The sequence below is a fragment of the Empedobacter sp. R132-2 genome (assembly GCF_030324375.1).
GTDB classification, from domain to species: domain Bacteria; phylum Bacteroidota; class Bacteroidia; order Flavobacteriales; family Weeksellaceae; genus Empedobacter; species Empedobacter falsenii_B.
The window spans coordinates 1-13,076 of the sequence record NZ_JACAGG010000047.1 but is presented as its reverse complement, the minus strand read 5'-3'; the positions used below and the strand labels follow the sequence as shown (position 1 = coordinate 13,076).

The following is a 13,076-nucleotide window of genomic DNA, read 5'->3' as shown; positions in this document are numbered from 1 at the left end:
ACTCAAAGATAATTTGAGATCCGAAATTTACGCGCTTTTTTTACGCTTTCTTTTAACGTTTAGGACGCTAATGATATGCTATAATTAAAAATATTCCTTTTAAATTTGTGGTATGGGAGTAGCTGAATTATTACTAAAACGCAAACAAGAATTGATTGAAAAGAATAAAACTGAAGGTTTAGCTTTTCGAGAAGAATATAAATTGAAAGAAGGTGTAACCGAAACTGAAAGCGGATTATTGTACGAAATAATCACATTGGGCGAAGGAGTGAAGCCAACTTTATCCGATACAGTTTTGTGTCATTATCATGGAACAAATATCAAAGGTGAAGTTTTTGATAGTTCGGTTCAACGTAAGAAGCCAGCCGCTTTTCCTTTGGAAAATGTAATAAAAGGATGGGCGGAAGGAGTACAATTAATGCCAGTTGGAAGTAAATTTAGATTTGTTGTAAAACCAGAAATTGGTTATAAAGATCGCGAAATTTCAAAAGAATTAGGACCATATTCTACCATGATCTTTGAAGTAGAGTTGATGGGGATTTTATAAAATATTAAAAAACAAAAACCTCCAAATTTTGGAGGTTTTTTTATGCTTAATTTTTTGCGTTATTGCGACGTTTTTTCTTTAAACGATTCGTTTGAACTAATTGTTTATGTTTTGGATCTTTTAATTTATCCACTAAAACTTGTAAATGATTTTCTTCTTTTTTTGCCTTTTTAGCCATTTTTCTTGGTTTTAAATTTGATTTAAATTAATCATTATTCCTCAAGTAGTCAAACTTATTTATTTAATTATAAAATATTTAACGTTTATTTTTTAGGTTTGTCACTCATATAAAAAATGATTTTTCCGCCATTAACAATATCAAAATGATTCAAATTAAAAGATGAAAAACTCTTTCCGTTCAACTCTATTTTATGGATGTAAACATTCTTCTTCGATTGATTTTTCACTTCAATTTCAAATTGTTTTCCATTCTCTAAATTCAATATAGCATGATCTACCAAAGGACTCCCAATTGCGTAATCTGTCGATCCTTGCTGAACAGGATAAAAACCTAAAGCACTAAAAATATACCATGCACTCATTTGTCCAGTATCATCATTTCCACCCAAACCATCAGGCGTTGGCTTGTATTGCATATCCAAAATCATTCTGATTTTTTCTTGTGTTTTCCACGCTTGTCCCGCCCAATTATACAAATACGCAACATGGTGTGCCGGCTCATTTCCATGAACATAACCTCCAATTATTCCTTCACGCGTAATGTCTTCTGTTTCCGCAAAATATTCGTCAGGCAAATGCATCGTAAATAATTTGTCCAATTTTGCTCCAAACTTCTTTTTTCCACCCATTGCTTCAATTAATCCATTTGGATTTTGAGGAACAAAAAAGCTAAAATTCCACGAATTTCCTTCAATAAAACCTTGTCCATGTGTATTCAATGGATCAAATTCTTTCTTGAAACTTCCATCCGCTAATCGAGGACGCATAAATCCAATCGAAGTATCATAATTATTTTTCCAATTCTCAGAACGCTTCATAAATGTTTCATATACATCCATTCGATTCAATTTTTTTGCAGCTTGCGCAATCGACCAATCATCGAAAGCATATTCTAACGTATTCGAAATTGATGTACCATTTTTCTCAGCTGGAATATAACCTTTGTCGATATAATCGCCAATTCCTTCATAATCACGTTTATTTGCCGTAACAATACACGCGTCCAAAGCAGCATTTGCATCTTCGTTATAAACACCTTTTACAATCGCATCTGCAACAACTGTAACAGAATGATAGCCGCTCATACACCAGTTTTCGTTGGCATAATGCGACCAAATTGGCAACATTTTTATTGGATTTTGCTCATAATGTTTCATCATCGATTTTACCATGTCATTGTTGCGTTTTGGTTGAATGATATTGAACAACGGATGCAGTGCACGATAGGTATCCCAAAGTGAAAAAGTGGTGTAATTTGTAAAATCTTTGGCTTGATGAATTTCTTGATCCAAACCTTTGTACTGCCCATTCACATCCATATAAGTTGTCGGATTGATGAAGGTATGATACATCGCTGTATAGAAATTTATTTTATCATTTTCTGAAGCTTTAATCTGAATTCGATTCAATTCCTTGTTCCAATTTTCTTTTGCTTCGTTACGCACTTGTTCAAAATTCCAATGTGGAATTTCTGTTGTCAGATTTTCTAACGCATTGGTTTGACTGACTGGAGAAATCGCAAATTTGATTTTTACTTTTTCATCTTTTTCTGTATCAAAATCGAAATACATTTTGATCTTTTTTCCTTCGATTAATGGAAAATTCTGAGTTTCGTTCCATTTACGCCAAAAACCTTTGTAATCAACTTGTCCGTCTTCATTTTTCTGTCCATAATTTTTAAATGGTTTTGAAAAAGTCATCGCAAAATAAACCGTTCTATTTCTTGCCCAACCTCGTGTTTGTCTATAACCCGTAATCAATGTGTCATTCACCACGCGAACATACGTCCATGTATTTTTGTCATCATAATTATAAATTCCAGCATTCAAATCCAAAATAATATGCGAATCAATCGATTTTGGAAATGTATATTGATGAAAACCAACTCGAGTAGAAGCGGTCATTTCTGCCCAAATATTATAATCATCCAATTTGACTTTGTAATATCCAGTTTCGGCAGTTTCGTTTTGATGCGAAAATCGAGAACGATAACCGCTATCAGGATTTTGAGCAGTTCCGGGATTTAATTTTAATTTTCCAACGGTTGGCATAATTAAGAAATCACCCAAATCAGAATGTCCTGTTCCATTAAAATGTGTATGACTAAATCCAGTTATTGTTTTATCTTCAAAACGATAACCCGCACAATAATCATAAACTTTTGGATTGTATTTGTGGTTGATAGCATAAGGAATAGAATCTGTTTCTGGGCTTAATTGAACAGCGCCAAAAGGAACAGTTGCGCCAGGGAAAGTATGTCCCATTTTTTCTGTTCCAATCATGGGATTGACATATTTTACTAAATTCTGTTGCTGCGCAAAAGCAAGAGAATTGAGTGAAAGTAGAGCGATTACTAATTTTGTTTGCATCGATTTTTAAGTATTAATTTGAATAAAGTTAAACAAATCGAGCATAAAAAAAGGAAAGCTTTTTAACTTTCCTTTCGAATCTTTATTTTTTATAAAATCATTTCGGGAATTTCTCCTTCAATAATTAATTTTCCTTCAGTTGCATTTTTGATGTCTTCCACAGAAATTCCTGGTGCTCGCTCTAATAATTTGAAACCACCTTCTGGTAAAACTTCTAAAACAGCTAATTCAGTAACAATTTTTTTGACACATTTTATTCCTGTTAAAGGAAGTGTACATTCTTTTAGAAGTTTAGATTCTCCTGCTTTGTTCACATGTTGCATGGCTACAATAATATTATCAGCCGAAGCTACTAAATCCATTGCACCGCCCATTCCTTTTACCATTTTTCCAGGAATTTTCCAGTTGGCAATGTCTCCATTCTCCGAAACTTCCATTGCGCCAAGAATTGTTAAATTGATTTTTCGTGCGCGAATCATTCCGAAACTCATCGTCGAATCAAAGAAAGCTGATCCGGGCAAAGTGGTGATTGTTTGTTTACCAGCATTAATAAAATCAGGATCTTCTTCACCATCGATAGGGAAAGGTCCCATTCCTAATAATCCATTTTCTGATTGTAAAACAACATTTACATTTTCGGGAATATAATTAGCAACCAATGTCGGAATTCCGATACCTAAATTCACATAAAATCCGTCTTGTACTTCTTTTGCAATACGTTTTGCAATACCATTTTTATCTAACATTTTCTTTTATGATTTAGGTTGAACAGTTCTATTTTCGATACGTTTCTCGTATTTCGCACCTTGAATAATTCGATTGACATAAACGCCAGGCGTATGAATTTGATTTGGATCTAATTCTCCAATTTCTACCAATTCTTCCACTTCGGCAATCGTAATTTTTCCACACATAGCAGCTGGATGATTGAAATTTGCTGTTGCACCACGGAAAACTAAATTCCCCGCTGTATCACCTTTCCACGCTTTTACAATTGCAAAATCAGGCTCGAAAGCATATTCTAACAAATATTCTTTTTCGATTCCGTGAAAGGTAAATTTTCTGATTTCTTTTCCTTCAGCGACTTCAGTTCCAACTCCAGCAGGCGTAAAAATTGCAGGCATTCCATAACCAGCAGCCATTAAGCGAGTAGCTAAAGTTCCTTGCGGAATCAATTCAACCTCTAATTCACCTGAAAGCATTTGACGTTCAAATTCTGCATTTTCTCCAACATAAGAAGAAATCATTTTTTTGATTTGTCGTCCTTGTAATAATAATCCTAAACCAAAATCGTCTACACCTGCATTGTTACTAATACACGTAAGGTTATTGATTTTCTTGTCTACCAATCCTTGAATCAAGTTTTCAGGAATTCCAGAAAGTCCAAAGCCTCCAACAGCAAGCGTCATTCCGCTTTCTACGCCTTGTAGCGCTTCTTCGATGCTGTTTACTTTTTTGTTTATCATTTTTGTTGTGTTTGATCAAATATAATTCTAATGTTAAAGATAAATAAAAACCATTCATATTTCAATTAACCTACAAAAATCTTAGGTTAACCTCTTAAATTTAGATAACAAAATATCGATATATACTTTTGTTTAGAAGATTATATGAGGACATGATAAAGTTGTGCAAGGCTGAGAATCGAAATTTATTTGAAAATAAATTTATTAGGATAAATGCTTTAAATGATACAAATCCGATTTTGGATTTTGCTTTTATTGATGATGTTGCGTTAAGCGGAATGGGTACTTATCAAAAAGTAATTAAAGAAAGTGGTTATATTATTTTAATGCCTTTATTGAATAATATTCGCTTGAATATGAATGGTTTTAATTGGAAAATTGAAGTCAATCAATCATTTGTTTATTACTTAGAAAAAGGAACTATAATAGAAATAGAAGGCGATTTGAGCCACGATTTTTCTTATTTCTATGCGTTATTCATCGTAAAAGAAAAACAGCAAATTGCTAAAATGATTGTTCCAATTGATTTGGATAGAGAGAATCGTTTAGAGAAAATAATCCGACATGATTTGTTTAATGTTTTTTTAGGAAAATTTGACTTGAGAAAAGAATCTGAATTACCATTCAAAAGAAACGAAAGAAGTTGGTTAATCATTTCTTTGACAGGTATTTTTGAAGTTCACAATCGTTTAATAGAATCAAGAGATTTATTACAAATAAGATCTGATGAGAATGTTGAATTTGAATCGTTGAGCGAAAATTCTTTGTTAATGGTAATTGATTACTAATGTTAAAAATACTTAACAAAATGGAAAGAAAAGATTTTATAAAAAATAGTTTAGGATTATTAGGAGCAAGTTTAATTGTTCCAAAAGTGTTGATGAGTTGCAAAGATTCTACTGTTGTAAATGATTGTGAAGTATGGGCCTCTGAAACAGAAGGTCCATTTCCTACAAAAAAGCCAGAAGATTTTTTATCAAAAAATATAAAAGGCGATCGAACAGGAGTAGAGGCGACAATCAAAATTAATGTAACCAATGTTGATGAAAGCTGTCAACCTTTAATAGGCGCGATTGTTGATATTTGGCATTGTGATAAAGATGGAAATTATTCGCAATATGGCGGAATACGAATGCAACCAACCGATTATAAATCGTATAAATTTTTGAGAGGTAGACAAGTAACCGATGAAAATGGAAATGTTGAATTTAATTCTATTTTCCCAGGTTGGTACGAAAGTCGCGCAACGCATATCCATGTTCATATTTACGATCAAAAAGGAAAATCATTAAAAGTGACTCAAATCGCTTTTCCAGAAGGTGAAAATTCTGTTGTAGAAATTGTAAATTCAGCCAAAGAATATGGTTATACAAAAGGTTTGAATGGCTATACGTACAATGAGAATGACAATGTTTTTACAGATGATACAGACGGAAATCAATTGGCAAAAGTGAGCGGAAGTTTAGAAAAAGGATATACAATTGAGGCAGATATTGTAATTTCTACAGAAAATATAGAGAAAGCAAAAGAGCCGACGGGCGGAGGGCCAGGAATTCCTCCACCTCCAGATGGAATGCCTCCTTTTGATAGAAAACCAAAAGATGAAAACAATTAAAAAAGTTCAGTTTGCTTATCGTTTAGTGATTGATGCTTCGACAACGTCAATTTGGGAGAAATATGTTTTTCATGCGACGTACAAAGAGTATTATTTGCAAGAGCAACTTTTTCAACAAGAAATGCATAAAGTAGAAACTTTTCGAGAATTGTTGCGCCAAAATAAAAAAGCAGAGCAATTGCATTATTTGGTAGGAATGGCGACTATTCCGTATATCGAACAATTGGAAGGAAATTTGTATCAAATCACAGATAATTTGAACAAAATCTACCTTAATTTTGTAGATTTCGAGTTGGATGTTATAAATTCTTCTAATCAAAATCACGCAAATCACAAGGTTGCGCTTACGTTTTATACCAAATAATATTTTTATTTTGGAGAGGTTAACAATCATTATTTAATTTCTTTGGATGAAGAGTTAAATGAAAATATAAAAACGTTGATGATTCCAAATAGACAACATTTTTCTATTGTTTCAATTGAATTACAAGATGAATAAAGTAAAAATTACAAAGAGAGAAATCGTTATTTTCAGTATAGTTTCAATTATTTTTCTGTTGATTCCATTTATTGCTGCGCCAAATTTTTCGAGCGATCAATCTATTTTCAAAACAGGTTTTTTCAAGCGAATGCTTTTCGAAAATATCTTGTTGTTAATGTTCTTTTTGGTGAATTATTTTGTGTTAATTCCAAAATTATATTTTCAGAAACGTTATTTTTTCTACATCATTGTTCTTATCATTTTCTTTTTTGTGGTGTACAAATTTCCAGAATTTGCGTTTCATTTTAACAAAGTTCCACCAAAAGCTCCGCCTTTTGATCGTTTTGAACCTCGAAAACCGCCACGTGATTTTATGATGTGGAGTCCGAAAATTATTATGTTTTCGATGATGGCGATTGTTTCGCTTTTTATTCGTCAAAATAAACGTTTTCAGGAAATGAAAAATGAGAAACAATTGTCGGAAATTGCTTATTTAAGAGCGCAAATTAATCCTCATTTTTTGTTCAATACGTTGAATAATATTTATGCTTTAACGCTTCAAAAGTCAGATTCTGCTTCGGATGCGGTGATGAAATTATCCAAAATGATGCGATTTGTAGTTTCAGATTCTTCCAAAGATTTTGTGCCTTTGCAACAAGATTTAGATTATATAAAGAATTATATTGAGTTGCAAAAATTGAGATTAACGAACAAAGAATCTGTTATTTTTGAGGTCGAAGGAAATTCTGCAGATTTAAGAATTTCGCCATTAATTTTAATTAATTTTATCGAAAATGCATTTAAATATGGTGTGATTGATGAAGCTTCGGAACCTGTCATTATTTCGATAAAAGTTGAGCAACAAACACTATTTTTGAACGTAGAAAATACCATTTCGAAAGAGGTAACTCCTGAAACTGAAAAAAGTGAAATTGGTTTGAAGAATACGAAAAAGAGGTTAGATTATTTTTATACAAATCATTATAAATTAACTATTCATAATGATTTATCTAAATTTATTGTTGAACTAAAAATTTTCTTGAATGATTAAAGTAATTGCGATAGATGACGAGCCTTTAGCATTAATGGTAATCGAAAATTATTGTTCGAGAAATGAACATGTCGAGTTAGTGAAAACATTCTCAAATTTGAAAGATGCACAGAAATATATCAATCAATTTCCAATCGATTTGATGTTTTTGGATATTCAGATTTCGCGTACGAATGGAATGGAATTTTACAAAAATTTAGAAAAGAAAATTCCTGTTATTTTTACTACGGCTTTTGCAGAATATGCGGTTGATGGTTTTAATGTTGCGGCGATAGATTATTTGTTGAAACCGATAGATTACGATAGATTTGAAGAAGCAGTGAATAAAGCAGTGTTGATTTTGGTGGATAAAAAACTGAATGAAGACAAAGATTTTTTGACGATTAGAGCCGATTATAAATTGAATAAAATTGCCTACGATGAAATTGATTTTATTGAAGGTTTGGACGATTATGTAAAAATTCATCTCGCAAACGGAAAACGAATTACTGCTCGAATATCGATGAAATCTATCTTAGAAAAACTGCCCGATCAACTTTTTGTCCGAGTTCATCGATCTTATATCGTTTCGATAAAAAAAGTGAAATCAATTCAAAATAAAGTCTTATATTTGAAAGACGAAGAAATTCCGATTGGTGAAACGTATAAAAATGTCATTCTAGAATTTTTCAAAATTTAAGAGGTTAAGAAAATGGAAAAAAAAGTGATTAGTCGATTTATCGTAAACATTTTTTTTTCCAATTTTTTTTTAATTCTACTTTCTATCGTGCTCAATATAGAGACGAATATCAAAATTGGTTTACCGTTTAATTCAATTGCGTATTACGCTTTTATTAGCACCATTACCGTATTGTTTTATTTGTATGCCTACAGAATTCCAAAATCTTTAAAATCATCAAGTAATCCAAGAACTCAGTTTTACATTACTCATCGTAAATCTGTTTGTATTTATACCGCTATTTTAGCCGTAATCGCTTTAGTTTCTGGAATTATTTTAGCACTAAATTGTTTACCGAATTACGAAATATTAACTTGGAAATGGTTGGCTGTTTTATTTTTTACGACAGTTTTATCCTTTGGTTATTATGATTTAAAATTAGGAATTTCATTACGTAAAACGATGTTGTTAAAACCATTTTTAATTGGCTGGACTTGGGCGATTACAACCGTTTTTTTACCTGTTTTATTTTTGATGTTGAAGAATGAAACGCATTATGTCATTGATGCAAAATTCTATTTTCTATTTTCTCAAACCTTTATGTATTGCGTTGTGAATGCGATTTTGTTTGATTTGAAAGATTATGAAGATGATAGCAACCGAAATTTAAAAACCTTTGTTGTAAAATATGGTTATCATTTTACGTTAAACCGCATTATTTTACCCTTAATATTTCTAGGATTTTTGAGTTTTGTAATCTTCGGAATATGTTATGGATTACCACTTCACCGCATATTGTTTATGTTAATTCCGATTGTTTTTTTAGCTATTTTCGCCTTTAAACTCAATCGTCCAAAAGCCATTTTATATTATTTAATTGCGATTGATGGAATGATTTTGTTGAAAGCAATTTGTGGAATTTTAAGCGTAATTTTATTCGAATAATGAATTACAATTTTATTGCGCCATATTATCATTCGTTGAGCCAGTTGATTTTTTTAAATCGTCAACATCAAGCTCATTTTGTGATTTTAAAATATTTGAAAAAGAATGATAAAATCTTGTTGGTTGGAGGAGGAGCGGGAAAATTTATCGCTGAAATAGAAAAGTTAAATCTAAAATTGGATATAGATTATGTTGATTTTTCTTCGAAAATGATTGATTTAGCGAAAATAGAAAAAACGTCGAATTTAAATATAAATTTTATTGTTGCGGATATTTTTGATTTCGAAACGGATAAAAAATATGATGTGGTGATGACTACTTTTTTGTTTGATCATTTTAATCAATCCAAAGCAGAAGAATTATTTAGTCAATTAAATTCGTATTTGAAAGTAGGAGGTTTGTGGTTTTATGTTGATTTTGTACAAAATCAGAAAGGTTGGCAAAAAAGTGTGACGAATGTGATGTTGAGCTTTTTTAGAATTGTTATTGGTTTGGATATTTCTCAATTGCCTAAAATGTATCAAAGTTTTCTACCCAATTTTAAAATCGTCGAACACAAATTCTTTTTCAAGAAATATATAGAAAGTATCGTTTATCAAAAGAAATAAAAAAAGCGATTCAATTTATTGAATCGCTTTTATTTTACATATAATCGGTGTCTAATTTACCTTTTTTGAACTGAATGATATTCATTTTATTCATTGCCCAAATGCATGGATACATTGGATCGAATTCCCATTTCTTAACTGCGAAATTAGGACGTCCGCCAAATTTATGGTGATTGTTATGTAAACATTCTCCCCACATTAACCAGTCAATCGGCATCAAGTTTGTCGAAGTATCTCCAACATCGTAATTACGGTAACCTAATTTGTGTGAAAACCAGTTGATGATTACACCATGTAGTGGGCTCATCAAAACTTGCATCGGAATGAATACAAAATACGTCCAAAGTGGAGCGTCAACAGCAACATAAATTAATATGTAAATGATTACCCAAGCTAAACGTACAGCATTATTTCCAGCAAATCTATCCCAAGAACGCCAAGAAGGAACACCTTTTTTGAATTTTTCTAAAACTTGTGTTTTATCGTGGTCAATTTCGTTGTAAACAATACGAGTTCTCCACATCATCGCAAAGAAATTTGGATCATATTGTGGCGAATGTGGATCCTTTTCTGTGTCTGCATACGCGTGGTGATGTCTGTGCATAACCCCGTATGTATAGGGACTTAGATAAGATGAACCTTGAAAAATCCACGCTAAAACGTGAAATATTTTTTCCCAAGCTCTTGACATCGTAAACATTGCATGTGATGCATATCGGTGATGAAAAAAAGTTTGGAAAAATAAAGAAGCATACCAATGTATAACAAAGATAATGATTACTGCTGTCATTACTAATTTTAAATTTTTACAAATATAATCGCTAGGATTGTGAATTCCACTAATTAAAATCATAGAACTCATAAAATTATTGATTATTTATAATGAAAAAATTTAATTTTTAATAGACTTTAATCAAATAAATTATCCATTTGTTAGTAAGGTTTTTACGTGTAAATATTTAATACTAAATGCATTGATTAAATAAATGTTAAAGTTACACACCTAAATAAGCAATTATTTCTCTTGCAATTGCTGCACCAGCTCTATTTGCACCCATTGAATGGGCAAGCCTTCTCTCACACGTTTATCTACAATTGCTACGGCTTCTTGCCCTAATTCTTCGGTGAATTTGTTATCTCTAAAATCGAGTGATCTTCTTTTTACCTATGTTGCATCGGTAGCTTTTGAGATTTCGTCTAATAATTGAACGACTTCCAATCACAACGATATCAACTTTGTAAAATAGTTCTGAATGATTCATTTTATAAAGCTAATTAAAAGTATTTGTAAAGTCATGTGAAGAAATCGTTTTATTTGGTTTTCTTCTGAATGCGATATGTAAATAGTGAAACTTTACATCCCCAAAGTTTTAGAATTTGAATTGCTTGTAAATGATTATCTTTTTCTTTTACAATTAATTGATCGGTAAATGAAGATATAAATTGAGCCCAATAATTGTGTTTAGCATCATTCAATAAAAAGTAGAAACCAGCATCTCCAAATTGTTTTCCGCTCGAATCTAAAATCAATTCATTCTCATGACTGACTCTAGGACTCATAATAACTGTTGCATTGCCTTTTGGTAAAGGAAAAACAGCTTTGATACAGGTTTTGCCAGAAGGAAGTGTACACGTCCCGTAAATTCCCGAATAAATAACTTTACCCGAAGTTTTGAATTTTCTCAACCAAATGGTATAAATAATTTCGTTGTTTTGCGGATGATTTAGTGTGATAATTTCACTTACTAAATCTTCAGATTGCGCGATATTTTTTGTCGGAATATTTAATTGATTAATTCGCTGACTAAATAATCGGTTGACCAAATAACCAAAAAATGAAAAATAAGGATTCCATTTTACATTGAATTCTAAATCATAATTTGCTGTAGATTCATAAAAATCGATCACTTTTTTTGGTAGAATTTCAAGTTGATTATCAGTGAAATTCAATTCATGAATAGATCTTAATAATCCTTTTGAAGTTGAATTTCGAGTGACAATTAAATTTTCATTTTTTGCTAATTGATAAATAAACTCTTCGCCAATTCCGTTCAATTCTCCGAAAGGAGCAATCAACCACGGATAATCTGTAGGATTAATTTTTCTTCCCCAAAGAATCACCCATTGTTGCGTAAACCAATCCTGAAATTTTTGCATTGTAAAAGCTAAATTCATCTAAATATTTTCTTTTTTTGGAAGAAAAGATTCGCAATTATTCCATTGTCCATGTTCAGAAATTGGTTTAAACCGGAGAGTTGTAAATTCAAAATGAAAATCCTTTCGATTACGCTCTTTCATTGCGTTAGCGTGTCTTTTTGGATCAGATATTTTGCTATGTCCATTTACCATATTTGTCATTTCTAATTGAGATTTCCAGATCGAAAATGTCGAAATAATATTGGGATATCGAATAGAAGCCAAAGAAAGTGTTGTGCCTTTGTGATCACGAACTAATTTCTCGACTAGTCTTCCCCAGCGCAGAAAACGAGGAATTTCTGTGTATTTCATTCGCGCAATTGTTACCGCAACAACAGGCTCATTTGTCATATTTACCTCGATATTTTTTGTCGGAATTTGAAAACCAGAAATATTTCCCCATTGTCTCAAAAAATCTAATCGAACATGCCAGCCTTTCGTCAAAAGTTTTCCGTATGAATTGGATTTTAGAAAATTTTCGAGTGATTTTTCATCTTCCCATTGTGCAAATACAATAATAGTTTGATTGAAAATCCTTGTTTTCGAAAAAATGGGCGAACCTAATTTCATTGTGGACATCGTTTCGGAATGTTTCAAACCATTTATTTTATTTGTTTTCAAAGGAAAAAACATCAATTTAAAAGCTTGAAAATAGCTAAGCTTTGCGATATGATACGAGAAAATATTCATCTATGCAAAATACTATTTTAAAAATGAAAAGATGAAGTTGTCATTAAATATTTTGAAAGGAATTTCAAGAAAATTAAATATCAATATATAATGTTCTCTTTACTTAGTTGAGGTAGTTTTCATATTTAATCACTGTTTATAAAAAGATGAAATAATTAGAAACTTCTAATTTGATTGACAATAATTTGTACTGTGGATATCCCCCTGAATTTTCCAGTGTAAGTTAAGCTACATTTTTTAAAAATTGTAAATTATTATTAAACTCAAAAA

At 31.4% G+C, this 13,076-nt stretch carries 15 protein-coding genes; 8 read left to right on the top strand and 7 right to left on the bottom strand.

What is annotated here, in order from left to right; all coding sequences use genetic code 11:
- Window positions 1–112 precede the first annotated feature (112 nt).
- Window positions 113–547: an FKBP-type peptidyl-prolyl cis-trans isomerase gene (locus tag HXZ69_RS14285; RefSeq protein WP_125350278.1), complete on the top strand. Its 435-nt coding sequence runs from the start codon at window positions 113–115 to the stop codon at window positions 545–547.
- Between the two features lie 46 nt (window positions 548–593).
- Here the strand turns inward: HXZ69_RS14285 and HXZ69_RS14280 are convergent, their stop codons facing one another.
- The 4 genes from HXZ69_RS14280 to HXZ69_RS14265 all read right to left on the bottom strand — a co-directional run bounded on the left by HXZ69_RS14280 (window position 594) and on the right by HXZ69_RS14265 (window position 4,562).
- Entirely contained in the window at window positions 594–725 is a 132-nt protein-coding gene (locus tag HXZ69_RS14280) for a hypothetical protein (protein WP_257468234.1), read from the bottom strand.
- An 85-nt stretch (window positions 726–810) separates the two neighbouring features.
- A complete protein-coding gene (locus HXZ69_RS14275) occupies window positions 811–3,096 on the bottom strand; it encodes a GH92 family glycosyl hydrolase (protein ID WP_221855892.1) in 2,286 nt (761 codons plus the stop codon).
- Window positions 3,097–3,185: 89 nt separating this feature from the next.
- Window positions 3,186–3,842: a 3-oxoacid CoA-transferase subunit B gene (locus tag HXZ69_RS14270; RefSeq protein ID WP_219035112.1), complete on the bottom strand. Its 657-nt coding sequence runs from the start codon at window positions 3,840–3,842 to the stop codon at window positions 3,186–3,188.
- A gap of 6 nt (window positions 3,843–3,848) precedes the next feature.
- Complete coding sequence (locus HXZ69_RS14265) at window positions 3,849–4,562, bottom strand: CoA transferase subunit A (RefSeq protein ID WP_038331757.1); 714 nt, start codon at window positions 4,560–4,562, stop codon at window positions 3,849–3,851.
- 152 nt (window positions 4,563–4,714) lie between these two features.
- Here HXZ69_RS14265 and HXZ69_RS14260 point away from each other — a divergent pair, with 152 nt between their 5' ends.
- The 7 genes from HXZ69_RS14260 to HXZ69_RS14230 all read left to right on the top strand — a co-directional run bounded on the left by HXZ69_RS14260 (window position 4,715) and on the right by HXZ69_RS14230 (window position 9,920).
- On the top strand, window positions 4,715–5,350 hold the full coding sequence (locus HXZ69_RS14260; RefSeq protein ID WP_286496365.1) for a hypothetical protein: 636 nt from the start codon (window positions 4,715–4,717) through the stop codon (window positions 5,348–5,350).
- Window positions 5,351–5,370: 20 nt separating this feature from the next.
- Entirely contained in the window at window positions 5,371–6,177 is an 807-nt protein-coding gene (locus HXZ69_RS14255; RefSeq protein WP_286496364.1) for a dioxygenase family protein, read from the top strand.
- The gene (locus HXZ69_RS14250; RefSeq protein WP_280037663.1) at window positions 6,164–6,541 is read left to right on the top strand and encodes a hypothetical protein; all 378 of its coding nucleotides are present in this window, start codon (window positions 6,164–6,166) and stop codon (window positions 6,539–6,541) included. The genes HXZ69_RS14255 and HXZ69_RS14250 overlap by 14 nt, the downstream gene beginning before the upstream one ends.
- Window positions 6,542–6,668: 127 nt before the next feature.
- On the top strand, window positions 6,669–7,709 hold the full coding sequence (locus tag HXZ69_RS14245) for a sensor histidine kinase (RefSeq protein ID WP_286496363.1): 1,041 nt from the start codon (window positions 6,669–6,671) through the stop codon (window positions 7,707–7,709).
- Window positions 7,702–8,388: a LytR/AlgR family response regulator transcription factor gene (locus tag HXZ69_RS14240; RefSeq protein ID WP_038331524.1), complete on the top strand. Its 687-nt coding sequence runs from the start codon at window positions 7,702–7,704 to the stop codon at window positions 8,386–8,388. The genes HXZ69_RS14245 and HXZ69_RS14240 overlap by 8 nt, the downstream gene beginning before the upstream one ends.
- Window positions 8,389–8,475: 87 nt before the next feature.
- Window positions 8,476–9,312, top strand: coding sequence for a UbiA prenyltransferase family protein (locus HXZ69_RS14235; RefSeq protein ID WP_286496362.1), 837 nt, complete (start codon window positions 8,476–8,478; stop codon window positions 9,310–9,312).
- Complete coding sequence (locus HXZ69_RS14230) at window positions 9,312–9,920, top strand: class I SAM-dependent methyltransferase (protein WP_286496361.1); 609 nt, start codon at window positions 9,312–9,314, stop codon at window positions 9,918–9,920. Before HXZ69_RS14235 ends, HXZ69_RS14230 begins: the two co-directional genes overlap by 1 nt.
- 34 nt (window positions 9,921–9,954) lie before the next feature.
- On the opposite strand, the gene HXZ69_RS14225 is transcribed toward HXZ69_RS14230, so the two are convergent.
- The 3 genes from HXZ69_RS14225 to HXZ69_RS14215 form a co-directional block, all read right to left on the bottom strand.
- Window positions 9,955–10,710 carry an acyl-CoA desaturase gene (locus HXZ69_RS14225; RefSeq protein WP_286496360.1) on the bottom strand — a complete coding sequence of 252 codons (756 nt, stop codon included), beginning with the start codon at window positions 10,708–10,710 and terminating at the stop codon, window positions 9,955–9,957.
- Between the two features lie 521 nt (window positions 10,711–11,231).
- Window positions 11,232–12,095, bottom strand: coding sequence for a hypothetical protein (locus HXZ69_RS14220; RefSeq protein WP_219035105.1), 864 nt, complete (start codon window positions 12,093–12,095; stop codon window positions 11,232–11,234).
- A complete protein-coding gene (locus tag HXZ69_RS14215; protein WP_306822325.1) occupies window positions 12,096–12,686 on the bottom strand; it encodes a hypothetical protein in 591 nt (196 codons plus the stop codon).
- Window positions 12,687–13,076: the final 390 nt, after the last annotated feature.

Bases quoted from the DNA above. Each gene is read 5' to 3' on its own strand.
- HXZ69_RS14220 (WP_219035105.1), bottom strand. From the start codon at position 12,095: ATGAATTTAGCTTTTACAATGCAAAAATTTCAGGATTGGTTTACGCAA.
- HXZ69_RS14230 (WP_286496361.1), top strand. From the start codon at position 9,312: ATGAATTACAATTTTATTGCGCCATATTATCATTCGTTGAGCCAGTTG.
- HXZ69_RS14280 (WP_257468234.1), bottom strand. From the start codon at position 725: ATGGCTAAAAAGGCAAAAAAAGAAGAAAATCATTTACAAGTTTTAGTG.
- HXZ69_RS14275 (WP_221855892.1), bottom strand. From the start codon at position 3,096: ATGCAAACAAAATTAGTAATCGCTCTACTTTCACTCAATTCTCTTGCT.
- HXZ69_RS14215 (WP_306822325.1), bottom strand. From the start codon at position 12,686: ATGAAATTAGGTTCGCCCATTTTTTCGAAAACAAGGATTTTCAATCAA.
- HXZ69_RS14265 (WP_038331757.1), bottom strand. From the start codon at position 4,562: ATGATAAACAAAAAAGTAAACAGCATCGAAGAAGCGCTACAAGGCGTA.
- HXZ69_RS14250 (WP_280037663.1), top strand. From the start codon at position 6,164: ATGAAAACAATTAAAAAAGTTCAGTTTGCTTATCGTTTAGTGATTGAT.
- HXZ69_RS14260 (WP_286496365.1), top strand. From the start codon at position 4,715: ATGATAAAGTTGTGCAAGGCTGAGAATCGAAATTTATTTGAAAATAAA.
- HXZ69_RS14255 (WP_286496364.1), top strand. From the start codon at position 5,371: ATGGAAAGAAAAGATTTTATAAAAAATAGTTTAGGATTATTAGGAGCA.
- HXZ69_RS14270 (WP_219035112.1), bottom strand. From the start codon at position 3,842: ATGTTAGATAAAAATGGTATTGCAAAACGTATTGCAAAAGAAGTACAA.
- HXZ69_RS14245 (WP_286496363.1), top strand. From the start codon at position 6,669: ATGAATAAAGTAAAAATTACAAAGAGAGAAATCGTTATTTTCAGTATA.
- HXZ69_RS14225 (WP_286496360.1), bottom strand. From the start codon at position 10,710: ATGACAGCAGTAATCATTATCTTTGTTATACATTGGTATGCTTCTTTA.
- HXZ69_RS14285 (WP_125350278.1), top strand. From the start codon at position 113: ATGGGAGTAGCTGAATTATTACTAAAACGCAAACAAGAATTGATTGAA.
- HXZ69_RS14240 (WP_038331524.1), top strand. From the start codon at position 7,702: ATGATTAAAGTAATTGCGATAGATGACGAGCCTTTAGCATTAATGGTA.